Raw genomic sequence first — 21,189 nt, 5'->3', positions numbered from 1 at the left:
GGGCTCGTCGCCTGATCGCCCCTGTGTGTGGATCGCGCCGATTACGCTCTCCCGTACCTTCTGGTGGTTCACGGAAGCGTGCGGTTCATCGCCTCCCGAAGTGGTCGACCAGGCGCGAGTAGCCGTCGTCGGCGTGACCCTCGCCGACGGCCCGGGTCACCAGGCCCAGGGTGTGGCCGGGGAGCTCGTCGTCGATGCCGCGTGCCCGGCTCTCCCTGACCAGGTCCTCGACCGACGGCAGGTGGTGCCGCAGCGCCCCGTACTCGGCCGCGTGCTCCCTCCGGTCGACCTCGTCGGCGATCGACGGCAGGAGCGACGGCAGCGCGGAGACGGAGGCGCCGACGTGCTCCAGGAACCGCCGCACCTCGATGCCCTCGCTCGACAGCAGCGCCGCCGCGTGCAGGAACCCGTTGAGCATCCCCCACATGGTGCCGTGCACGGCCATCCCGTACAGGGCGGGCACGCCCGCGTCGGCCGAGACCAGGACGCCGCGACCGCCGAGGAGCCCGAGCGCCGGACGGTACAGCTCGTACGTCGCCTCGTCGCCCCCCGGTCGTCGCTCTTCTCCACGTTGGTCATGGTCGTCCTCTCGTGTGCCGTACCGATCACGGATCACGCTAGGAACTCGACCAAGGTTGAGGTCAAGCCGAGATCGTATGCCCGGATCCGTGGGGGCCCCGGCGCGGCGCGCTCCGCCCGACCGGTGATCACATTCCGGTTCCGGCCGTGAACTTTCCTCCGGTGGACGGCGTCATAAAAGCGATTTCATCGACTGTTTCAGGAACGGGGCAATGGCATGCAGGTGATCCGACCGACGGTGGCGGTTCTGGCCGTGAGCGCGGCACTGGCGATGGCGATCCCGACGGGAGCCGTCGCCGCCGCGCAGGCCCCCGCGACCACGGCCGCGACCGCGCCGGGCACCTTCGGCCCGTACGGCTACGGCGGCGTCAGGCTGGGGATGACCGCCGCGCAGGCCAAGGCCACCGGCAAGGTCGTGCTCAAGGAGCGCGGCTACTGTTCCCGCTGGACCTACAAGGCCCACCGGGGCACCCGCGACACGGGAGGGGTCTTCATCTCCAGGAAGCGCGGCGTCGCCGTCATCTTCGCGTCGGCCGGGGTGCGCACCCCCCGGGGCATCGGCCTGGGCTCCACCCTGCGCCAGATCAAGAAGGCCTACCCGAACGCCAAGGGAAGGCTGAACGGCTACTACGCCGCCGTGCCCGGCAACCCCAAGGCGTACTACTACTTCGGCGTCGACGGGCGGGACAGGCTCCGGGAGTTCGGCCTCGGGCTCAAGACCCAGGACTGCGTGAGCTGACCTTCCGGACCACCGTCCCGCCCGTCCCGGGCGACATTCGAATCCAGATCGCAGGAGCGTGCGGCCGTGGACGTCAGGGAACCCGACTGGGCGTACGTGGGCCGGTCCCTCGTCAAGGTCCTGGCCGTCAGCGCGGCGCTGTTCATGGCCCTGAACATGGCCGGGGGATTTCTGCGGACGTACGTCGACTTCGGGCAGTGGCGGGCGGCCGGGATACGCGCAACGGCCGATCGCGTCGCGAACCCGGAACGGCGCCTGGACACATGGCCGACCAGTTCCCGCCTCACCCATGCGATCGACTGGATCGGCCTGACCTCCCATGTCGACGCGAAAGTGATGGGGGACCAGCAGGCCAAGGAGGAGGCCCGGACGACCATCGGCAGGCTCCCCCGGACGCTCGACGCCCTCGCGGTCGTGCATTTCGCGCACCCCATGACCACCGAGCGGCTCATCGCCTTCAACCGGCGCCACGAACTCTGCGGAGGGGTGGACGTCTCCTATGTCTACGCCCTGGGCTATCACGACGACTCCGGCAGCGACCCTCCGACGAACAGGGTCGTCTGGAACCGCGACATGGCCGACGAGCACACCGTGATCCCTCCCCAGTACCAGTGCGAGACCGAGCCGCAGATCGCGCTGGCGGCGTTCCGCAGATGGGTCGAAGCGCTCGACGAGGACGACGACCTCAGCGAGTTCGACCTGTACGACTGGTGGCTCGCCGGGGCGGCCTACGAGGGCGTCGTGCACCGGCTCGTCCTCGACCGCTGGAAGCTCGCCGATCTGCGCCCGCTCCTCGACGACCCGGAGGTGCGGACGATCAGACTCGCCGACGTCGCCTTCGACCTCGGCGACGTCAGGTAACGGCCGGTCGTCGCCGTCCGCCGAGCTGGAACCAGACCACGCGTCCGGCCGGCATCTCGTACCACCCCCAGGCCGAGGACAGCTCCTGCACCAGCCAGAGTCCGCGCCCCCCACCGCTCTCGGGGCTCACGCCCGCGCAGAGACGAGGTCGGCATCCGGCCGATCCGGCGTCGACGACGTCGATGTGGAGCGTTCCATCATGGCCGGCGACGGCGATCGTGACCCGTCCGTCAGGGCGTCGGCCGGAGTCGGAGTGGCGGACGGCGTTGGTGACGAGTTCGGTGACGAGCAGCAGCGCGTCGTCGGTGTGCGGGTGACCTGCGGCCTCCAGCAGGTCGCGGACATAACCCCTGGCGCGCGGTACGGCCGCCACCCGCGCGGGCACCTCGACCTGCCCCAGCAGGCCCACCTCCCTCACCGTGTCACCCCCGCGACCCGCTCGCCCCGCTCGCGCGCTTCTCCCGCCCCGATCCGGACGTCCCGCTTGCGCCTCCGCTCCCCAGCGAACATCGAGCCGCGACCGCGCTTCCCGGATGCGGACCTTCGCCGTCCGGGCGGCAGGAAGATCTCCATGCTCGCGGGCCCGTCGGGAGGAAGCCGCACCACGGAGTCGACCCCAAGCTCGCTCAACTCCCAGGCCAGCTCCACCAGACGCCCCCACACCCCCGAAGATCACGCACTCTCATCTGATCATCCGCCCTTCATGTATTTGTCCCTTATGGGCACTTGTCGGAGCCTCCTCTCCACAGAGAGTCACGACTCGTACGCACAGAGCATGCATCGTCGCAACCGGGAGCGCCACTGGAAACGCAAATTGCGTTTCGAAAAGCGCGGCCACTCTCCGTTCGTGGTCGGTTACTGTTGGCACCGATCCGATGGGGGTGGACATGAGGAAAACGGGAAGTCCGACGGTACGTAGGCGTCGCCTCGCCTTTGAGCTACGCCGCCTGCGCGACCGGGCTCAGCTGACCCTGGAGGAAGTCGCTGAGCGACTTGCCTGGTCGGCTACCAAGGTCTCGCGGATCGAGACGTGCCGAGTAGGTGTCACCCTCAAGGATGTCGGGTGCCTTCTCGATCTGTACGAGATCGACGCCTCCAAACGAGAGGAACTGATCGACCTGGCGCGAGACTCCCGGAAAAAGGGCTGGTGGCAGGCGTACGCCGACCTCCCTACCGAGTACGCCACCTACATAGGGTTGGAAGCCGAGACCGCCTCGATGCGCGGCTTCGCGGCCACCCTTGTGCCCGGCCTTCTCCAGACCGAGGACTACGCGCGTGCTGTCATCCGCGCAGCCTTGGTCATGTCGCCTCCAGGCGAGATCGAACGTCGCGTTGAAGTTCGTATGGCACGCCAAGCGCTTCTCTTCCGCGACGATCCCCTGTGCTTCTGGACCGTCTTGGATGAGGCCGCTCTCCGTCGTGTTATCGAGAGTTCGTCTGTGATGCGATCTCAGCTCAAGCGACTCCTTGAGCTGATGGACCTACCCAACATCACCGTGCAAGTGCTCCCATTTGCCGCTGGAGCCCATACGGCCACAGGTGGTGCTTTCCATATCCTGAAGTTCCCCAGTCTTGCTGACCCCGAGGTGGTCTTCGTGGAGAACCTTGGAGGCAACCTATATGTAGAGAGCGAAGCGGACGTTTACCGTTATACGGTGGCGTTCGATCACTTGCGCGCCAAGGCCTTGAGTCCCGATGACTCTCGGCGTTTCATCACGAAGACGGTTGCTCAGCTTGGCCGATCATGATGAAGGGGATATGAAATGTCTGCGCAAGACCTGTCCCGGTTCGTGTGGCGGAAGAGCTCCCTCAGTGGAAACGGTCCCGACTGTGTCGAGGTCGCCTCGCTGAACGCGAGGCGCTTCGGCGTCCGTGACAGCAAGGATCGAAGCGGTCCCATTCTGATCTTCACGGCTGTCGAGTGGCGTGCCTTCATCGGCAGCATCAAGAGCGGCGAATTCGACGATCCGGCAATCTGATCTCGCCGATACGACCGCCCTGCAGACCGGGAGAGTACTTCCTGGAACGAGACCGGTCCAAAGCCTGGGGCGGAACTGTGCTTCAGGGATCGAGCCGAATCCGGCGTGGGTGCCCCCACAATGAGACCGGAGTGGAACCTGTGGGCCAGCGGAGTCCGCGGGCGCCAGTACCTGTTCTCGCAATGAGACCGGTTCGGAGATAGGGATGGAACAAATGGGCTCCTCCGGGAAACGTCCGGTACGTCCGGGGCCTGTTCGGGAAGTCGGCCGGAGACCGGCTTCCGTGGGGGAGCGGTGCGGCCGGACGGTCCCGGCCGCGTCGGGAAGGCCGACCGGCGACTTTCTCGCCGATCGGCCCGGATTCAGGAACCGGCGGGCCTGTCGTAGACCTTGACCGTCCATGGTTCGCCCTGCCGGCGCTTGACCACGGCCGCGAGCCGCTCCGGCTTGACGTGGACCACGTCCTGAATGAACTTGCCGTCACAGAGGCCCAGCTTGCGATTGGCCTTCTTGCAGGAGGCATACGGATTGTTCAGCGGGACGTCGGGATTGGGAGTGCCGTCGTCCTTCCAATGCCCCTCGGCGATCGGCGCGTCAGCCGGGAACACCCAGATCTTCAGGGTCTGCGGCTCGTCGAGCCATCCCGGCGCGACCGACAGCGCGTCGTTCTCGGAGTCGGGACCGTCTCCCGATCCGTTGCAGCGGCCGAAATCGGCCTCCCCCGTTCTCACGTGGTGAATCACCACCCACGCCTTCGGGTCGGTGCACCGGATGGAGTAGCCGGTGCTGACGCTGGTCGGACGATAGACCACCGTCACCGGTGCGCCCATGGTCCGATGAGTCTCGGAGTGGATCACCGACAGCGTCTCCCCGTTCATTCCTCTGATCGTCCCGGACGGTTTGGCGCTGATCGTCGCCCGGGAGGAGAGGCCGGAGGCCGACCCGGTCGTATTCCTGTTCACGTCCGGCAGGAAGCCGCCCACGCCGGCAACCACTACGGCGGCCCCCGTCAGCACCGCCCCGGTCGCCGCTCTGCGGCGTAGCCGCGCCCGGCGCCCTCGCCGTACGATCAGCTCCAGGCGGGGCGGCGGCACGGGTCCGTCCTTGCTGTGGTCGGCGAACACCGTCCGCAGATCGTTCTCGGTGTACCGGGTCATCTGACGGCTTCCTCCATATCCGGGTCATGCAGGGTCGAATCCACCCTCAGCCGCGCCAGCGCCCGGCTGAGCTGCTTCTTCACCGTTCCGAGCGAGCATCCGAGAACGTCCGCCACCTGCTGGTGAGTAAGGTCACCGAAGTAGTGCAGAACGACCACCGCGCGCTGCTGCCCGGGCAGGGCACCGGTCGCCGCCCACAGGGCCTCGCGGTCGGTCACCGTCTTGGCAAGGTCCCGCCCCGCGGAGCCTTCCGGCATCACCTCCGTGGGCACCTCACCCCGCCAGCGCCGTCGCCACCAGGAGGCGTGCGTGTTCACGATGATCCGGTACACGTACCGATCGGGGTCGCCTTCGATCCTGCGCCACACCGTCCACGCCTTGACCAGCGCGGTCTGCACCAGGTCCTCCGCCGTCGCCCAGTTCCGGGTGAGCAGGTACGCCGTGCGGCACAATCGCTCATGGCTGTGCCCGGCATATTCGGTGAACCCATCCACCGTCCCGTCCTTTCGCGTGAACCGCTCTCATCGGGGACTACGCCGTAGGCGGATGGCTTGGGTGACAGGACACCAGGACCGTTTCGCGGGTTGATCTCTGAACCGCTTCTCGGCGAGGTGATCCCTGCGCGGGCGGGGATCCGCCCGATCCCGGCCGACCTCTGGAACAGGCCCTATGCGAGGAGGGCGAACCGCTCGGCGAAGGCGGACATCTCCTCGCGTTGCCGGTCCGGTTCGGTGGCGGTGGCGCTCACCACGATGCGGGTCACCCCCTGCGCCGCCAGCGCCTCGACCTGGTCGGCGCTCATGTCGATCGATCCCGACCGCGTGTACTCCAGCGCCTCCGGGTCGCGACCGGCCTCGACGGCGGCGGATCGGGCGATGTCCATCTGGGCGGCGCGTTCGTCCGGGCCGAGCGCGCCGCCGGGGAAGTAGCCGTCACCGCGCAGCCCGGCACGGCGTGCGGCGGCCCGGCTCGATCCGCCGATGTGGATCGGCAGATGGACGGTCCCGTGGGGCTTGGGGAACTGGCACAGGTCGTCGAAGGCGAAGAACCGCCCGTCGAAGCCGACGCCCTCCTCGCCACCGGCCCACAGCAGCCGCATCACGTCGATGGCCTCGTCGGCGCGACGGCCGCGGGTGGTGAAGTCGACACCCACCGCCCGGGCCTCGCCGGGCAGGGAACCGAGCCCCACGGTCAGCAGCCGCATCCGCCCCCTGGACAGCACGTCGACGGTCGCCAGCCGCTTGGCGAGGACCACCGGGTGGTGGTACGGCAGCAGCAGCACGCCCGTCCCGAGGAGGATGCGACGCGTGGCCGCGGCGACGAAGCTCAGGCAGTCGAGCGGATCGAGGTACGGCAGCGCCGGCGGGAGCTCGAAACTGCCGACCGTCGCACCGGGATAGAGCGCGATGTGCTCGGGCACGTACAGCGACTCGAAGCCGCAGTCCTCGGCGTGCCGGGCGTAGGCCACGATCCCGTCGGGGTCGATGCCGTGGTAGGGCGTGCTGTAGCTGATTCCGAACTTCACCGTCACTCCTCGGGTCGGCCGACGCGATGAACGGCCGGTCACGGGCCCGTACGGCCGGTGTCACGGAGACCCGGTGCGGCGGCCCCGGTGCCGTGAAGGCCCGGTGCCACCGAGCCCCGATGTCAGGGAGACCCGGTGCCGCGGGGGGGACGCCGTGAAGGCGCGCCCGGTCCGGTCGTCCGCCGACGGCCTCCGCCGGCGGCCGGTCGTCGTGGCCACGGTAGAACCCTGTCACCGGCGTCAAGGCAACCCCTGACCGGCCGTGACCACGGAAGGCGCCAGGCCCGGCCACGGCGCCGGGGGCGGGGGAACGCGGCGTGCACGCCCCCTGCGCCGGGTCGAGGGAACGCGGGCCGGACGGAGGGACGAGGTCCTCAGGGCCTGCGGGTGGACTCGCGCCTGATGAGGGTCCAGGGGACCTCGCTGTCGCGGTCGGCGGGGGCGAGGACGCCGAGGGCGGTACGGGCGCAGCGGATACCCTGGTCGCGCAGGGACTGGGCGATGGTGGTGAGCCCGGCGGGCGCGGCGGCGGCGGAGTCGTCCCAGCCGCTGAGCGTGAAGTCGCCGGGGACGGTCAGGCCCAGGCGGGAGGCGGCGCGCAGGACGCCGAGGGCCAGCTCGTCGCCCATCGCGGCGACGGCGTCGCAGGCGTGCGGGCCGGTGAGCAGCTCGGCCGCGAGCGCCTCGGCCTCGGACGCGCTGTTGGTGGAGCAGACGGCCACGCGGACCCGCGACCAGTCGCCGCCCGTCCCGGTCCAGGCGTCGCGGTAGCCGCGCAGGCGCTGGCGGGTGACCCGGAAGGTCGAGGCGTCCGGGTCGATCCCCTCCGGCGAGGGGCCGGTATCAGAGGGTGCGGCACCGCCGAAGCCGGCGGAGGCAGGGGAGGACGCGACCTCCCCGGAGGTGTGCGCGGGGGAGGCGCCGAAGCCGAGGCGGGAGACGCGGGCGCGGTCGAGCGGGAAGCTCAGCACCCCCGGACGGCGTGCTCCGGCGAAGACCTCGCGGCCGACGGCGACGGCGGCGGCCCGGTCGTCGGCGGCGACGAAGGAGAGACCCTCGCGGCGCGGCCCGCCGTGGATCACCGCGGGCAGGCCGGTGGCGACGATGGCGTCGACGACCGGGTCGTCGTCGGCGGTCGTCCAGACCACGAAGGCGTCGACGGCGGCCTCGGTGACCCGGTCGACGTCGGCGGGGCCGCCGGTGATGGGGACGAGCGTCAGCGCCATGCCGTGGTCGGCGCAGACCTGGGCGACGCCGGACATGAAGCGGGTGGCCTGCGGGTCGTCGAAGGCGTAGGTGAGGTGCTCGCCGAGCACCACGCCCAGGTTGCCGGTACGCCCGCTGCGCAGCGAGCGGGCACCGGGGTGCGGCCCCGGGTAGCCGAGGCGCTCGGCCGCCTCGCGGACCCTGGCCCGCGCCTCGTCGGAGACCCTTCCGGGCTGTCCGTACGCGTACGAGACGGTCATCACGGACACCCCGGCCGCGCGGGCCACCTCGGCCATGGTCACCCTGCGCCTGGCCGTCCGTCCGCTCATGGTCAGAGGATAGCTGTGTATCGATACACAGACTTTTTGTGTATCGTTACACACATGCGGGAGACGACGACGGGTGTGGGGGCGCGGACGGCCTACGCGGGTTTTGCGGCCTACGGTGCCTTCTGGGGGGGTGTGGGGCGCCTCGGTGCCTGGGATCCGCGACCAGGCCGGGCTGACCGACGGGCAGCTGGGCACGGCCCTGCTCTTCATCGGCGCGGGGGCGCTGCCCGCGATGCTCGTCACCGGCAGGGCGGTCGACCGCTGGGGAGTCCGGGTGGGGGCGCTCCTGCTGGTGGCGCTCGGCGCGACCGGGACGCTGGTGGCCGTGGCGAGCCGCGACGTGTGGAGCCTGTCGGCGGGCCTGGCGCTGCTGGGCGCCGTCTCGGGCGCGGCCGATGTCGCGATCAACGCGGCCGCGGGGGCGGCCGAGCGCGCCTCCGGCCGGCCGGTCATCACCCGCGCGCACGGCACCTTCTCCACGATGGTGGTGGCCGGAAGCCTCGCCACCGGGCTGTCGTCCGGTCTCGGGCCGCCGATCGTCGTGCCGTTCCTGCTGGTCGCGGTGGCCTCGATCGGCGCCGCGCTCGGCATCGCGGCCGACGCGCGAACGCTCCGGGCCGGTCCGGTCGCGGCGGGGGCCGCCCGGACCACCCCGGCCCCTGCTCCGGCCCCCACCGCCCGGACCACCCCGGCCGCCACCACCCCGGCCGCCACCGCCCCGACCGGCCGTCCCACCCGGACCCGCCCGGCCGCCCCGGCCGCCCCGGCCGGTCCCGCCGACCCCGTCGCCGTGACGATCACCCGGCCTCACCCGGCCCCGGCGGGGGACGCCCGCGGCGGAGGGCGGCACGGTCACCCGGTGCGCCTGTTCCCGCTGCTGGTCGTCGGAGCCCTGGGCGCGCTGGCCTTCGCCACGGAGAACGCCCACCAGAGCTGGGGCGCGGTCTACCTGTCGGACGTGGCCGGAGCCGGTCCCGCGCTCGCCTCGGCGGGCCCCGCGGTCTTCGCCGCCGTCGTCGCGCTCACCCGGTTCTCCGCCGGGGGGATCGGCCCTCGGCACGCCGCGGCCGTGCTCGTCTGCGGTGCCGCGACGGCCGCCGCCGGGACCGCGCTGGTGTCCGCCGCGACGTCCGTCTGGGTGGTCCTGTCGGGGCTGGCCCTGGCCGCCGCCGGTACGGCGGTGCTCTACCCCACGATGATGAGCGTCGTCGCGGCGCACGTGGGCGAGGCGGCGCGGGGGAGGGCGACGGCCGTGGTGACGACCGTCGGCTACCTGGGGTTCCTGGCCGGTCCCGTCTACGTCGGGCGCTGGGCCGAGGCGACCGGCCTGCCGGGGGCGATGGCGGCCGTGGCCGTCCTGGCCGCCGCGCTCGCGGTCCTGGCCTGGCCCCTGCTGCGGTCGGCCGTCGGCTCCGGCTCCCCGTGGGACACGCCCCCGGGCGATCCCCGAATGTGACGTAAGGGACGTCATGGCATAAGCTGACCGGCTGGTGCGTCCGGAACGGACGCATGCCATGACCGCTCGGCGGCCGCGACACGCGGTATCACCCCGGTCGAAGCCCGCCCTCCCGGCGGGCCCCGAACCGGGCGGAGCCTCCGTCTGGATGATGGACGGAGATTCCTTGAGGTCGTACCTCGCCGTGCTCGGCACGCCCGGAGCCTGGCGCTTCCTCGTTCCCGCGTTCGTCGCGCGGCTGCCCAACGCGATGCTCCAGCTCGGCGTCCTGCTGCTCGTGCACTGGTCCACCGGCTCCTACGGCGCGGCCGGTGTCGCCGCCGCGGCCGCGGCCGTGGCGCCCGCGCTGGTCGGCCCGCGCACCGGACGGCTCGCCGACCGCTACGGCCAGGCCAGGGTGCTCCTCCCGCAGATCGCCGTGCACGCCGCCGCGCTGGGCGCCCTGCTGGCGCTCGCCTCGGCGCACGCCCCGGCGGTCTGGCTGGTGGTCGCCTCGGCACTGGCCGGGGCCTCGATGCCGCAGATCGGCGCGATGGTCCGCGCCCGCTGGGCGCACGTGCTCGGCGGGTCGGGCGGGCTCGGCACGGCCTTCGCCCTGGAGTCCATCACCGACGAGCTGACCTTCACCCTCGCCCCGGTGCTGCTGGTGGCCGTCTCGACCGGGTTCTCACCGGTGTGGGCGCTGCTGGTGGCGCTGGTCATGGTCGTGGCCGGGACGCTCGCGTTCGCCGGGGTCCGGGGCGGCGCCCCCGAGCCGATGCCGGTCAGGGTCCGCTCCCGGCACGGTGTGCTGCGGATGCGCGGCGTGGCCGTGCTCGCCGGGGCGTTCGCCGCCCTCGGCACCGTCTTCGGCAGCCTCCAGGTCGGCATCACCTCCTCCACCGCGGCCCTCGGCCAGGCCGCGGCGGCGGGACCGGTCTACGCGAGCTTCTCCGGCGCGAGCCTGGCCGGGGGCCTCCTGTACGGCGCCGTCCGCTGGAGGGCCGGCGCCCCGGTCAGGCTGGCCGTCACCCTGGGACTGCTCTCCGCCGCCACCGTCGCCCTGACCCTGGCCGGGACCGTCCCGCTGCTGTACGGCGGGGCGGCCGTGGCGGGGTTCGTCATCGCCCCCGCCGTCATCACCGGCTACACCCTCGTCGAGGGCCTCATCCCGGCCGAGGTCAGGACCGAGGCCTTCACCTGGCTCAACGGCGCCGTCGGCCTGGGCGTCGCCGCGGGCGCGTCCGTCGCGGGCCGGCTGGTGGACGGCTTCGGCCCCTCGGTCGCCTTCCTCGTGCCCCCGGTCACGACCGGTGCGGCCGCCCTGCTCGTGCTGGTGTCCCTGCGCCGCCTTCTCCCGCGGGCGGAGCGCGGGCCGGTCCGCGAGCTGGTCACCGCCGCCTGAGGTCTGGGCGAGCGGTGCGGGCGATCACGGCCGGGGGACCCGTGGCAGGGGAGGGCTCGGCGGTCCACCGGGAACCGCTCCGGGTTCCCGGTGCGGACGCGGTCAGGCGTTGGCGGCCTGGCGGGCGCGGCGGGCCTCGCGGCGCTCGACGTAGCGGGAGGCGGTGACCTCCAGGCGCTCCAGGAACTCGGCGAGCTCCTCGCGGGCCTTCTCGCCCTCGGGGCCGAGGTTCTTGAGGTCGAACACGTCCCACTGGCGCAGGACCGGCTGGAGCACGTCGTCCAGGTGCAGGCGCAGGTCGTAGATGCCGGCGTTGGCGATGATCATGGCCTTGCGGGTGAAGCCCTCGATGCCGGTGCCGGGCATCTGGAACGTGGTGACGACGTCGGTCACGGCGCGCATGGCCTGGTCGGGGGCGAGCTCGAAGGCCGAGGCGAGCAGGTTGCGGTAGAAGAGCATGTGCAGGTTCTCGTCGGCGGCGATCCGGGCGAGCAGCCGCTCGCAGTCCGGGTCCTGGGAGGCCATGCCGGTGTTGCGGTGCGAGATGCGGGTGGCGAGCTCCTGGAAGGAGACGTAGGCCACCGAGGCGAGCACGCCCTCGTAGGAGTTGGTGAAGCCCTCGCCCATGTGCACCATCCGGGCCCGCTCCAGCGCCACCGGGTCGACCGCGCGGGTGACCGTCAGGTAGTCGCGGATGGCGGTGGCGTGGCGGCCCTCCTCGGCGGTCCAGCGGTGCACCCAGGTGCCCCAGGCGGCGTCGCGGCCCAGTGTGGTGGCGATCTCGTGGTGGTAGCTGGGGAGGTTGTCCTCGGTCAGCAGGTTCACGATCAGGGAGATGCGCGCGTCCTCGGGGATCCGGCTGTCGCTCTCGGCCCAGGCCTCGCCGCCGAAGACACCGTCGTAGTCACGCCCCTGCGACCAGGGCACGTACTCGTGCGGGAACCACTCCTTGGCCATCCTGTGGTGGCGATCCAGCTCCCCCGCGACGACGGGCTCAAGTTCGAGCAGCAGCTCGGTCTCACTGAACGTGCGCATCAGGCCTTCTCCCTCAGAGACTACGCGACCGTAACCTACGTTAGCGTAGGTAGACCTGGCGCGGGTACGTGCTCCATGTCTCATTCGCCGAGGTCCGGGCGTCCGGGCATCCACCCCGGCGGGCGGGAGGGCGGGCCGCCGTACGCGGGCCCGCCGTGCGCGCGGTCGTGACGGACCGGGTCGTTCAGCGCGCGACCTCCTGGTATATCGCCTCGAACCTGGCCAGGGACGCCCGGTCGTCGTGGGTCAGTGCGATGGCCCGGCTCGCGGCTCCCATCGCGGTGCGCGCCTGCGGAGAGGCGAGCAGGCCGCCCAGGTGCCAGGCCAGCTCCTGTACGTCACCCGGCTGGAAGAGCCGGCCGTTCTCGCCGGGCCGTACCAGGTGGGGTAGGGCCATCGCGTCCGCGGCGACGACCGGCAGCCCGCTGGCCATGGCCTCCAGGGTGGCGATGCTCTGCAGCTCCGCGACGCCCGGCATGGCGAAGACGTCGGCGGCGGCGTACAGCTGCGGGAGGGCCTCGTCGGGCACGAAGCCCAGGAAGGCGACCCGGTCGCCGACCCCGATCCGGTCGGCCAGGGTGGCGAGCGCGTCCCGCCGCCCGCCGGTGCCCGCCAGCACGACCTGCGCGTCGGCGGTGTTGAGGACGATCGGCAGGGCCCGGATGAGCTCGTCCAGCCGCTTCTCCTCGTCCAGCCTGCCGACGAACAGGATCGTGTCCCGCTCGGGCAGCCCGAAGGCCCGCCGGGACCACGTTCTCGGCTCGGCGCGCGGCCGGAACCGCGTCAGGTCGATGCCGCAGGAGACGGCCTCCACCGGGGTGCCGAAGCCCTTGCCGGCGAGCAGGCCCGCGGCGATGCGGGTGGGCGTGGTGACGCGGTCGGCGCGGGAGAAGACGCGCCTGAAGTCCTTCCAGGCCAGCGCGCCCGCCCGCTCGCGCAGGGGCTCGGGGACGCGCGCGAACTGGAAGAGGTTGTCCGGCATGAAGTGGTTGGTCGCCACCACGGGGATGCCGCCGCGCCGGGAGGCGGAGATCGCGGCGCGGCCGACGACGAAGTGTCCCTGCACGTGGACGACGTCGGGGGCGATCTCGTCGATCAGCCGGTCCAGCCGGGCCGGCACCGAGATCCGCATGGTGGGGTGGACGAGCACCGGCGCCGAGCGCAGCCGGTGCACGGTCACCCCCTCCACCTGCTCGGTCCTGGACGGGCCGTCGTCCGAGGCGCACACCACGTGCACCTCGTTGCCGCGCCCGGCCAGGCCGGCGGCCAGCCGATGGGTGAAGTAGGCGGCGCCGTTCACGTCCGGCGGGTAGGTGTCCGTCCCGATCAGGACCCGGCGGGGCCGGGTGGCGACGAGGGACGGTGCCGGCGCGGGGGCGGCGACTGACAGGGCCATCGGTGCTCCGTTCATGGGGTCGTCGCCTCGTGCGACGGGGACATCGGGGTGGTGCGGGCCAGCGCGGCGGTCCCGGCCGCGGTGAGCGCCGCGGCGACCAGCGCGGTGAGCGTGCTCGCCGGGCCGGTCGGCAGCGGTTCGCCGAGCAGCAGGGCGCCGAAGGCGACGGCGGTGAGGGGGTCGGCCACCTGCAGCGCGGCGAAGGCGACGCCGAAGTGGCCGACGGCGTAGGCGCGCTGGAGCAGGGCCAGCGCGAGCAGGGCGGGCATCGGGACGGCGAGCAGGAACCACGGCTCCCACGCACCGTCGACCAGGACGCGGGTGAGCGTGGCGGTCGCCCCGTAGAGCACCCCCGCCCCGGTCGCGAGCAGGCAGGCCCGTACCGCGCGCGAGGCGTGCCGGGCCGTGACGTACAGCGCCAGGGCGGCGGCCGAGGCTCCGGTGAGCAGGACCACCGCCTCGGCCGTGGACAGGTGGGGCTCGCCGGTGTGGACGGGCACGACCAGCACCAGGCCGACCAGGCCGATGGCGATCACGGCCGCGGCGGCCAGCTCGCGCGTCCCCGGTCTGCGCCGCTGCAGGGCGGCGGCGAAAGGCAGGGCGAACAGCAGGCTGGCCACGCCCATCGGCTGGACCAGGGTGAGCGGCCCGTACTTCAGCGCCACGACGTGCAGGGCGGTGCCGGCCGCGATGGACAGGCCGCCCAGCAGCCAGCGGGGCCGCCTGACCAGCCGTCCGAGCACGGCCGGCGAGGTGCGCGCGGCCTCGAACTGCTGCAGGGCGGCACCCAGGGCGAAGAACAGGGACCCGAGCAACGCCAGCCCTGCCGCCAGCACGGTCATGCGCACTCCTCACGGACAGATGAAGACATGGCGAAATGGCCGGATCACCTCGCGGAGGCGTCCGGTGGGGGTCGTGCGGTGAACAGTGGAAGCGTGCCCCGGCCGCGCATGCCGGAGCCATAGGGGTTCACCCTGACTTCCGTGGGGATTCCCCGAGTTTCGCGTCGGGGCTGTTGACCCGCTGGCTTTTCTTATCGTAGTTTCGCGGGCATGAATCTCGTGGGCGCCTGGCGCCTGGTCGAGTGGCGGATCGGCGGTCCGGGGAGCAAGGTCTCCTATCCCTTCGGCAGGGACGCGGTGGGTCTGCTCTGCTACACCCCCGACGGGTACATGAGCATGACCGTGGCGGGGGGCAAGGACGCCCCGTCACCGGTCGAGAGCGGCGGGAGCGGCGAGAGCCCGCGCGCGGCGTTCCCCGGGGAGCCGGAGCGGGCGCCCACCCCGTTCCTCGCCTACGCGGGCCGGTACGAGGTCCGTGCGGGCCAGATCGCCCACGACATCGAGGTGGCGATCGACCCGGCCCTGGCCGGTGTGGTGCAGGTCCGCGAGCTGAACGCCGACGACGACCGGCTGGTCCTGGCCGCGGCCGAGGGAGGCTCCTGGCACACCGTGATCTGGAGGAGGTCATGACGTCCGGACGCCGGGCGGTCAGTCGCGGGAGCCGGCCAGGGCGCTCTCCGGTTCCGCCACGGCGCCGCGGCGCCGCAGGTGGCGGACGACCTCCACGACGACGGTGACCGTCACGGCGATGCCGAGACCGAGCAGGAGTCCCTTGATCGGGTCGTTCTCGAAGGCCGCGCCGCCCACGTAGCCGATCAGTCCCGAGTAGACCGCCCAGGACACCGCCGCCACCGCGTCGAACAGGGCGAACGAGCGCCGGGGGTAGGCGACCGCGCCCATGGTCAGGGTGCAGGCGGTCCGGCCGCCGGGGATGTAGCGGGCCACCACCAGGACCAGCCCGCCCCGCTCGGCGAGCGCCTTCTCCGCCCAGGCGAACGCCTTGCGGCTGCGCCTGCCGTTGCGCAACCGGCCGTTGGCGGTACGCCCGATGAGGTAGGAGACGTGGTCGCCCACGAAGGCGCCCAGCGCGGCGACCACGATCACCAGCGGCAGGTCGGGCGCGCCGGTGGCGGCGGCGAACACCCCGGCCGTGATGACGGCCGTCTCCGCCGGGACCACCGGGAAGAACCCGTCCAGGAGCGCCACGGCGAACAGCGCCAGATAGATCCAGGGGGACGTCATCACGTCGTGCAGGAGGTCGAGGATGGTCTGCGTCATGCGGGTCTCCGGTCTCGGGGATGCGGGGGCGTGGTCGCGGAGAGAGATCTCTCGCGCACCACGCTGGCGTCCCGTCGAGCGGAGGACATCGGGGACGGACCCCGAAGTTCCCGATCACGTCCCTGAGATCACCAGGAGACCGGAGCCCGGCACCGGAGGACCGGAGGCCGCACGGCTCAGTTGAGCTGCCAGATGGCGAAGTTCAGCGCCGCCGCGTACGTCACCCAGGCCAGGTAGGGCACCAGGAGCCAGGCGGCCGGGCGGCTGATCCGCCGGAACAGCACGATGGTGAGCACGATCGCGAGCCAGAGGACGACGATCTCCGCGAACGCCAGGCCGTACCGCCCGGCGCCGAAGAAGAGCGGTGTCCAGGCCGCGTTGAGGACCAGCTGGACCGCGTACACGCCGAGCGCCGGTGTCAGGCCGGCCGCCGACCAGGCGAGCCAGCCGGACAGGGCGATCATGATGTACAGGACCGTCCAGGCGGGGCCGAACAGCCACTGCGGCGGTGCCCAGTCCGGCCGTTCCAGTGACAGGTACTCGCCGCCGGCGTTCACGGCCGCCAGCGATCCCACGACCGCCACCAGCGCGAGGACCACGAGGAAGACCGGGAGCCCGGCCCAGCGTTTCGGGTGTTGCCCTGCGATGACCATGCGAACCTCCTGCCCTGTCATTCGCGCCTCTACCGTCCGGCGGTTTCCCGCGGAGGGCACGCGTACGGCAGGGCCGTTCAGGCCGACGGGGCGGGGACCGGGTCGTGGTGCAGGCGGCCGAGCACCCGGCGGAAGGCGAGGACCGAGAACAGCACCGCCAGGCCGCTGATCACGGCCACCGCCGCGGTGCGGACCAGCAGGTAGGTGCCGATCGACTGGTGCAGCAGGAGCCAGATGCTCACCGCGGAGTTCGTCAGCAGCACGAAGGCCCACAGCAGGGTGATGCGGGCGAAGAACCGGCGGACCCGCTCGTGCTTCAGCACGGCCGAGGGCAGGTGGATGTAGTCCAGGGTCAGCTTCTGCACCAGCGGCCGGTTGAGCCGTACCGAGGCGAGGAAGACCATGCTGATGCAGATGGTGCCCAGCTCCGGCTGGAGGAAGTAGATCACCGCGCTCCCGGTCCAGAACCCGAGCAGGGCACGGACGGTGATCGCGATCACGGCGAGGATCATCGTCCCCGGCACGGGGATGCGGCGGACCAGCCGCCAGCCCACCCCCGCGTACACCCAGGTGACCGCCGCGACGAGGGCGCCCTTCAGGCCGAGCACGGCGAGCGCCGCGTAGAAGACGGCGAGGGGGGCGATGACGCCCTCCAGGATCTTCGGTGCCGCCTGTCTGGCCAGCGCGGTGAGACGGGGGAGGACGATGGGCTGGTGGCTCATGGCGCTCCACGGGACGGTGCGGCGGCGGGCACTGGGCGTTCACGCTGGTCGCGGCACGTCACGAGCGGATCGGACTCGTCACGCGGGCACCCGGACAGGCGTGTGCAGAGGCTGTTTCCGTTGTTCATCGGCGCCTCACCGTACCTGACGCCGTGCCATGTCCTCCTGAAAACCGGCCGATACCACCCCAAGGAATCTATGAAGGGTACAGATCATTACGATTCATGAAGAGGATCGCTATGTCGATAACGGTTGGGAAACGAAAGCTTTCCTGATGGGGTTGGGTCCGCGACGATTGAGACATGCCAGTGCTGCGCACGCGCGCGTCCGGCCATTCCACCGAGGGCGTCGCGAACGTGGCCGCCCAGCTCATCTGCTGGCCCGACCTCGCGCTGAAACGCACCCGCCGGGGACTGGGGTTCCGCACCCACGGGCGGGAGATCGTCAGGATGCCGGGGGACAACACCGCCGAGCTGCTCCTGACCACCGCGGTGATCGACCGGTGGGCCCGGGTGCTCACCGACTGCCACCGCATCACCCCCGGTACCGACGCCGGGTGGGTGTCCATGGACATCGAGGGCCGGGCCGACGCCGAGCTCTTCCTCTCGCTGGTCAGCGTCGCGATCAAGGTCAGCGAGGGCCGCGAGGGCGGATCGGTCGGCCGAGGCTCGCGGTGGCCAGCCTCGCGCCGAAACCGATGAACAGCGCGCCCGCGCCCGTCCGCAGCCCGGCCGACAGCCGTCGGCGGGCCCGCAGGCGCGCCGCCAGGAACGCCCCTCCGAAGATCACCGCTGACAGGTACAGGATGCTGAACGCCTGGCAGATCGCGCCCAGGATCAGGAAGGACAGCGCCGGGGTGGCGTAGCCCGGGTCCACGAACTGGATGAAGAACGAGATGAAGAACAGGATCGCCTTGGGGTTCATCAGGCTGATCACCAGGGCCCTGCGGAAGGGGCTCCGGACGGGGGCCGCTCCCGCCGCCTCGGCGGCCTCGGACGAGCTCGCGGAGCCCGCGGAGCCCGTGGAGCTCGCGGAGCCGGGGGTCGCGGGGGAGCGCCACGAGCGCCAGGCCGACCGGAGCATCTGGAACCCGATCCAGACCAGGTAGGCCGCCCCGGCGTACTTGACGACGGCGAACAGGATCGGCGTCGACGTCAGCAGCGAGGCCGCCCCGGCCGCCGCGAGCACCATCAGGACCGCGTCGCCGAGGAAGACCCCCATGGCTCCCCGGTACCCCTGCCGCACCCCGTGCCGGGCGGCGATGCCGAGCACGTACAGCGAGTTCGGGCCGGGCAGCATGACGATGAAGAAGGCGCCGACCACGTAGGTCCAGATGTCGACGATGCCGAAGAACATGGTGCCGCTCCATGGGCGTTGCGCGGGGACGCTGCAGGCGAGGGCACTGCAGGAGAGACACCACCGTACCGGTACGAGGGTCCTTACCGCCGCCCATAATTCGCGTATCCGACTTTTGGGCCTTGTGGCGAATCCGTGTCAAGGCTACGATCACGGCAACTCTTAGGAAACTTTCCTAAAAGAAATGAAGAACGGGAGAGCCGATGGCCCGTCCGCCCCCTCCGGCCCCGCTGCGAGCTGCGAAAACCCGGTGACGGCAGCCGTCACCACCGAAGGTCCGACCGTCCGGACGCCTCACCCCCCAGGTTTCCCGTCCATGGGAGCGATCATGCGGCGCACCTTTTCCTTACTCGTCCTGACACCGGCTGCAAGCCCTTTCCGCGGCCCGGCCGCGACGGGCCCCGCGGCCCCGGCCGCCTCGCGGGCCACCGCCCCGGCCGCCGTGCCCAGCCTGCGGACCACCGCTCCGGCCACCGTGCCGGTTCCCCGGACCACCGCTCCGGCCGCCGTGACAGTTCCGGCCGCCGTGAGCCCCGTCCCGCGAGCGGGCACGCCACCCCGGACGACACCGGTGACGCCGGCCCGGTGACCCCGGCCTCCCCGTCACCCCCCGACGCCCTCCGCCGCTCCTCCTGATCCCTCGCCGATCCACGGCACGGTCCCCGTACGGGACCGTGCCCACCTCGCCGTACGGCTCGCGTCCACGTCCGCCCCCGCGCACCCCCCGCGTGGCGCGGCCGTACGGTCACCCCCACCGAACACATGAGGTCCACCGTGAAACCACGCGTCATCGCTCGTTCCCTCGTCGCCCTGGCGGCCCTCGTCCTGGCGATGGTGGTCGCGCCACCCGCCCAGGCCGCCTCGGCCACCGCCGTCTTCGTCAAGACCTCCGAGTGGGGTTCGGCGTTCGAGGGCAAGTACACGATCACCAACGGCACCGCCACCACGATCAACGGCTGGTCGGTCTCCTTCGACCTCCCGGCGGGGGGAAGCATCAGCTCCTCCTGGGACGCGACGTCGAGCCGCAGCGGGCAGCGCTTCACCTTCACCAACCTCGGCTGGAACGGCACCCTGGCCCCCGGCGCGAGCGTGAGCTTCGGCTTCATCGCGAGCCCCGGCGGCGCCACCCCGGCCGGCTGCACCCTCAACGGCGCGCCCTGCGGCGGCGGCAGCGGCCCTGCCGTCCCCGGCAAGCCCGGTGCGGTGTCGGCGACGGCGTCGGCCAGCAGTGTGGCGTTGTCGTGGGGTGCGTCGTCGGGTTCGGTGACGGGGTATCGGGTGTACGAGGGTTCGTCGGTCCGGGCGACGGTGTCGGGGACGAGCGCGACGGTGTCGGGGCTGGCCTCGTGCGAGGCGCACACGTACACGGTCGCGGCCTACAACTCCGCGGGTGAGGGTGCCAAGAGCGACCCGGTGACCGCCACCACGACCGGCTGCACCGGCGGTGCCCCCGGCAAGCCCGGTGCGGTGTCGGCGACGGCGTCGGCCAGCAGTGTGGCGTTGTCGTGGGGTGCGTCGTCGGGTTCGGTGACGGGGTATCGGGTGTACGAGGGTTCGTCGGTCCGGGCGACGGTGTCGGGGACGAGCGCGACGGTGTCGGGGCTGGCCTCGTGCGAGGCGCACACGTACACGGTCGCGGCCTACAACTCCGCGGGTGAGGGCCCCAAGAGCGACCCGGTGACCGCCACCACGACCGGCTGCACCGGCGGCGGTCCGCTGCCCAAGCACTTCCTGACCGGCTACTGGCACAACTTCGACAACCCGGCCGTCGAGCTCCGCCTCTCCGCGGTGCCGAACGAGTACGACCTGATCGCCGTCTCCTTCGGCGAGGCCACCGCCACACCGGGCGAGGTCGTCTTCGGCGTGGACCCGGGCCTGTCGGCCTCCCTGGGCGGCTACACCGACGCCCAGTTCCGGGCCGACGTGCAGACCCTGCACGCGCGCGGCAAGAAGGTCATCCTCTCGGTCGGCGGCGAGGCCGGCCGCGTCCAGGTGGCGAGCGCCGCCGCCGCGACCCTCTTCGCCGACACCGTGTACGCCCTGATGCAGAAGTACGCCTTCGACGGCGTCGACATCGACCTGGAGAACGGGCTCAACGCCACCTACATGGGCCAGGCCCTGCGGCAGCTGCGCGCCAAGGCCGGTGCCGACCTGATCATCACCATGGCGCCGCAGACCATCGACATGCAGTCCACCGGTGCCGAGTACTTCAAGCTGGCCCTGGGCATCAAGGACATCCTCACCGTCGTCCACACCCAGTTCTACAACTCCGGCTCCATGCTGGGCTGCGACCAGATGGCCGCCTACTCGCAGGGCACGGTCAACTTCATGACCGCGCTGGCCTGCATCCAGCTGGAGAACGGCCTGCGTCCCGACCAGGTGGCGCTCGGCCTGCCCGCCGGGCCCGGCGCGGCGGGCGGCGGGATCGTCTCCCCTGCGCTGGTGAACCAGGCCCTCACCTGCCTGGCCACCCGTACCGGCTGCGGCAGCTTCGTGCCGCCGCGCGCCTACCCCGGGATCCGCGGCGCGATGACCTGGTCCATCAACTGGGACGCCAGCAACGGCTGGAACTTCTCGCGGACCGTCAAGCCGCACCTCGCGACCCTGCCCTGATCCTCCACCGGGCCGGGCCGGCCCCCCTGACCCCGGCCCGGCCCACCTCGGCACCCCCCACCTCCCCGAACGAGGAAGA

Annotated in this window: 22 protein-coding genes; 9 read left to right on the top strand and 13 right to left on the bottom strand. The window is 71.8% G+C overall.

All coding sequences use genetic code 11. From position 1 onward, the window contains the following. Window positions 1–85: 85 nt before the first annotated feature. Complete coding sequence (locus tag ABD832_RS38995; RefSeq protein ID WP_344906839.1) at window positions 86–616, bottom strand: imine reductase family protein; 531 nt, start codon at window positions 614–616, stop codon at window positions 86–88. 180 nt (window positions 617–796) lie between these two features. Between ABD832_RS38995 and ABD832_RS38990 the strand changes: the two genes are divergently transcribed. Both ABD832_RS38990 and ABD832_RS38985 read left to right on the top strand, forming a co-directional pair. Next, entirely contained in the window at window positions 797–1,318 is a 522-nt protein-coding gene (locus ABD832_RS38990; protein ID WP_344906836.1) for a hypothetical protein, read from the top strand. A 66-nt stretch (window positions 1,319–1,384) separates the two neighbouring features. Next, a complete protein-coding gene (locus tag ABD832_RS38985) occupies window positions 1,385–2,179 on the top strand; it encodes a hypothetical protein (RefSeq protein WP_344906834.1) in 795 nt (264 codons plus the stop codon). Here ABD832_RS38985 and ABD832_RS38980 read toward each other — a convergent pair. After that, complete coding sequence (locus tag ABD832_RS38980) at window positions 2,172–2,597, bottom strand: ATP-binding protein (protein ID WP_344906831.1); 426 nt, start codon at window positions 2,595–2,597, stop codon at window positions 2,172–2,174. The genes ABD832_RS38985 and ABD832_RS38980 overlap by 8 nt on opposite strands. A 457-nt stretch (window positions 2,598–3,054) precedes the next feature. On the opposite strand from ABD832_RS38980, the gene ABD832_RS38975 reads away from it, so the two are divergent. Both ABD832_RS38975 and ABD832_RS38970 read left to right on the top strand, forming a co-directional pair. Continuing rightward, the gene (locus ABD832_RS38975; RefSeq protein WP_344906827.1) at window positions 3,055–3,927 is read left to right on the top strand and encodes a helix-turn-helix domain-containing protein; all 873 of its coding nucleotides are present in this window, start codon (window positions 3,055–3,057) and stop codon (window positions 3,925–3,927) included. A 15-nt stretch (window positions 3,928–3,942) separates the two neighbouring features. Continuing rightward, the gene (locus ABD832_RS38970; protein WP_344906824.1) at window positions 3,943–4,158 is read left to right on the top strand and encodes a DUF397 domain-containing protein; all 216 of its coding nucleotides are present in this window, start codon (window positions 3,943–3,945) and stop codon (window positions 4,156–4,158) included. A 362-nt stretch (window positions 4,159–4,520) separates the two neighbouring features. Here ABD832_RS38970 and ABD832_RS38965 read toward each other — a convergent pair whose 3' ends face one another. The 4 genes from ABD832_RS38965 to ABD832_RS38950 all read right to left on the bottom strand — a co-directional run bounded on the left by ABD832_RS38965 (window position 4,521) and on the right by ABD832_RS38950 (window position 8,375). Then, window positions 4,521–5,315, bottom strand: coding sequence for a hypothetical protein (locus ABD832_RS38965; RefSeq protein WP_344906821.1), 795 nt, complete (start codon window positions 5,313–5,315; stop codon window positions 4,521–4,523). Continuing rightward, the gene (locus ABD832_RS38960) at window positions 5,312–5,809 is read right to left on the bottom strand and encodes a SigE family RNA polymerase sigma factor (RefSeq protein WP_344906818.1); all 498 of its coding nucleotides are present in this window, start codon (window positions 5,807–5,809) and stop codon (window positions 5,312–5,314) included. The genes ABD832_RS38965 and ABD832_RS38960 overlap by 4 nt, the downstream gene beginning before the upstream one ends. A gap of 173 nt (window positions 5,810–5,982) precedes the next feature. Continuing rightward, a complete protein-coding gene (locus tag ABD832_RS38955; RefSeq protein WP_344906814.1) occupies window positions 5,983–6,840 on the bottom strand; it encodes a TIGR03619 family F420-dependent LLM class oxidoreductase in 858 nt (285 codons plus the stop codon). A 374-nt stretch (window positions 6,841–7,214) separates the two neighbouring features. Then, complete coding sequence (locus ABD832_RS38950; RefSeq protein WP_344906812.1) at window positions 7,215–8,375, bottom strand: LacI family DNA-binding transcriptional regulator; 1,161 nt, start codon at window positions 8,373–8,375, stop codon at window positions 7,215–7,217. 145 nt (window positions 8,376–8,520) lie between these two features. On the opposite strand from ABD832_RS38950, the gene ABD832_RS38945 reads away from it, so the two are divergent. Next, complete coding sequence (locus ABD832_RS38945; protein WP_344906809.1) at window positions 8,521–9,831, top strand: MFS transporter; 1,311 nt, start codon at window positions 8,521–8,523, stop codon at window positions 9,829–9,831. Between the two features lie 166 nt (window positions 9,832–9,997). After that, window positions 9,998–11,215, top strand: a complete 1,218-nt coding sequence (locus ABD832_RS38940) for an MFS transporter (RefSeq protein ID WP_344906806.1) — start codon at window positions 9,998–10,000, stop codon at window positions 11,213–11,215. A 102-nt stretch (window positions 11,216–11,317) separates the two neighbouring features. Here the strand turns inward: ABD832_RS38940 and ABD832_RS38935 are convergent, their stop codons facing one another. The 3 genes from ABD832_RS38935 to ABD832_RS38925 form a co-directional block, all read right to left on the bottom strand. Next, window positions 11,318–12,250, bottom strand: a complete 933-nt coding sequence (locus ABD832_RS38935; RefSeq protein WP_344906803.1) for an acyl-ACP desaturase — start codon at window positions 12,248–12,250, stop codon at window positions 11,318–11,320. Between the two features lie 184 nt (window positions 12,251–12,434). Continuing rightward, entirely contained in the window at window positions 12,435–13,646 is a 1,212-nt protein-coding gene (locus ABD832_RS38930) for a glycosyltransferase (protein ID WP_344906800.1), read from the bottom strand. 11 nt (window positions 13,647–13,657) lie between these two features. Then, complete coding sequence (locus tag ABD832_RS38925) at window positions 13,658–14,488, bottom strand: DMT family transporter (protein WP_344906797.1); 831 nt, start codon at window positions 14,486–14,488, stop codon at window positions 13,658–13,660. A 210-nt stretch (window positions 14,489–14,698) separates the two neighbouring features. Between ABD832_RS38925 and ABD832_RS38920 the strand changes: the two genes are divergently transcribed. Further along, a complete protein-coding gene (locus ABD832_RS38920) occupies window positions 14,699–15,118 on the top strand; it encodes a lipocalin-like domain-containing protein (RefSeq protein WP_344906793.1) in 420 nt (139 codons plus the stop codon). 18 nt (window positions 15,119–15,136) lie between these two features. On the opposite strand, the gene ABD832_RS38915 is transcribed toward ABD832_RS38920, so the two are convergent. The 3 genes from ABD832_RS38915 to ABD832_RS38905 form a co-directional block, all read right to left on the bottom strand. Next, the gene (locus tag ABD832_RS38915) at window positions 15,137–15,766 is read right to left on the bottom strand and encodes a DedA family protein (protein ID WP_344906790.1); all 630 of its coding nucleotides are present in this window, start codon (window positions 15,764–15,766) and stop codon (window positions 15,137–15,139) included. Window positions 15,767–15,942: 176 nt separating this feature from the next. Next, window positions 15,943–16,419: a TspO/MBR family protein gene (locus ABD832_RS38910; protein ID WP_344906787.1), complete on the bottom strand. Its 477-nt coding sequence runs from the start codon at window positions 16,417–16,419 to the stop codon at window positions 15,943–15,945. Between the two features lie 77 nt (window positions 16,420–16,496). Next, complete coding sequence (locus ABD832_RS38905) at window positions 16,497–17,141, bottom strand: VC0807 family protein (RefSeq protein ID WP_344906784.1); 645 nt, start codon at window positions 17,139–17,141, stop codon at window positions 16,497–16,499. A gap of 302 nt (window positions 17,142–17,443) precedes the next feature. On the opposite strand from ABD832_RS38905, the gene ABD832_RS38900 reads away from it, so the two are divergent. Then, complete coding sequence (locus ABD832_RS38900) at window positions 17,444–17,842, top strand: luciferase domain-containing protein (protein ID WP_344906781.1); 399 nt, start codon at window positions 17,444–17,446, stop codon at window positions 17,840–17,842. On the opposite strand, the gene leuE is transcribed toward ABD832_RS38900, so the two are convergent. Further along, window positions 17,772–18,497: a leucine efflux protein LeuE gene (leuE, locus tag ABD832_RS38895; RefSeq protein WP_344906778.1), complete on the bottom strand. Its 726-nt coding sequence runs from the start codon at window positions 18,495–18,497 to the stop codon at window positions 17,772–17,774. The two genes, ABD832_RS38900 and leuE, sit on opposite strands and share 71 nt — an antisense overlap. Window positions 18,498–19,271: 774 nt before the next feature. Here leuE and ABD832_RS38890 point away from each other — a divergent pair. Next, on the top strand, window positions 19,272–21,110 hold the full coding sequence (locus ABD832_RS38890) for a cellulose binding domain-containing protein (protein ID WP_344906775.1): 1,839 nt from the start codon (window positions 19,272–19,274) through the stop codon (window positions 21,108–21,110). Window positions 21,111–21,189: the final 79 nt, after the last annotated feature.

This window comes from Streptosporangium longisporum (assembly GCF_039534895.1).
Lineage (GTDB): Bacteria > Actinomycetota > Actinomycetes > Streptosporangiales > Streptosporangiaceae > Streptosporangium > Streptosporangium longisporum.
The sequence above is the reverse complement of the archived record's forward strand: the minus strand, read 5'-3'. Positions and strand labels throughout refer to the sequence as shown.

Coding starts and splice junctions, on each gene's coding strand:
- ABD832_RS38975 (WP_344906827.1), top strand. CDS start 3,055: ATGGGGGTGGACATGAGGAAAACGGGAAGTCCGACGGTACGTAGGCGT.
- ABD832_RS38930 (WP_344906800.1), bottom strand. CDS start 13,646: ATGGCCCTGTCAGTCGCCGCCCCCGCGCCGGCACCGTCCCTCGTCGCC.
- ABD832_RS38920 (WP_344906793.1), top strand. CDS start 14,699: ATGAATCTCGTGGGCGCCTGGCGCCTGGTCGAGTGGCGGATCGGCGGT.
- ABD832_RS38925 (WP_344906797.1), bottom strand. CDS start 14,488: ATGACCGTGCTGGCGGCAGGGCTGGCGTTGCTCGGGTCCCTGTTCTTC.
- ABD832_RS38910 (WP_344906787.1), bottom strand. CDS start 16,419: ATGGTCATCGCAGGGCAACACCCGAAACGCTGGGCCGGGCTCCCGGTC.
- ABD832_RS38970 (WP_344906824.1), top strand. CDS start 3,943: ATGTCTGCGCAAGACCTGTCCCGGTTCGTGTGGCGGAAGAGCTCCCTC.
- ABD832_RS38900 (WP_344906781.1), top strand. CDS start 17,444: ATGCCAGTGCTGCGCACGCGCGCGTCCGGCCATTCCACCGAGGGCGTC.
- ABD832_RS38965 (WP_344906821.1), bottom strand. CDS start 5,315: ATGACCCGGTACACCGAGAACGATCTGCGGACGGTGTTCGCCGACCAC.
- leuE (WP_344906778.1), bottom strand. CDS start 18,497: ATGTTCTTCGGCATCGTCGACATCTGGACCTACGTGGTCGGCGCCTTC.
- ABD832_RS38990 (WP_344906836.1), top strand. CDS start 797: ATGCAGGTGATCCGACCGACGGTGGCGGTTCTGGCCGTGAGCGCGGCA.
- ABD832_RS38950 (WP_344906812.1), bottom strand. CDS start 8,375: ATGAGCGGACGGACGGCCAGGCGCAGGGTGACCATGGCCGAGGTGGCC.
- ABD832_RS38915 (WP_344906790.1), bottom strand. CDS start 15,766: ATGACGCAGACCATCCTCGACCTCCTGCACGACGTGATGACGTCCCCC.
- ABD832_RS38905 (WP_344906784.1), bottom strand. CDS start 17,141: ATGAGCCACCAGCCCATCGTCCTCCCCCGTCTCACCGCGCTGGCCAGA.
- ABD832_RS38935 (WP_344906803.1), bottom strand. CDS start 12,250: ATGCGCACGTTCAGTGAGACCGAGCTGCTGCTCGAACTTGAGCCCGTC.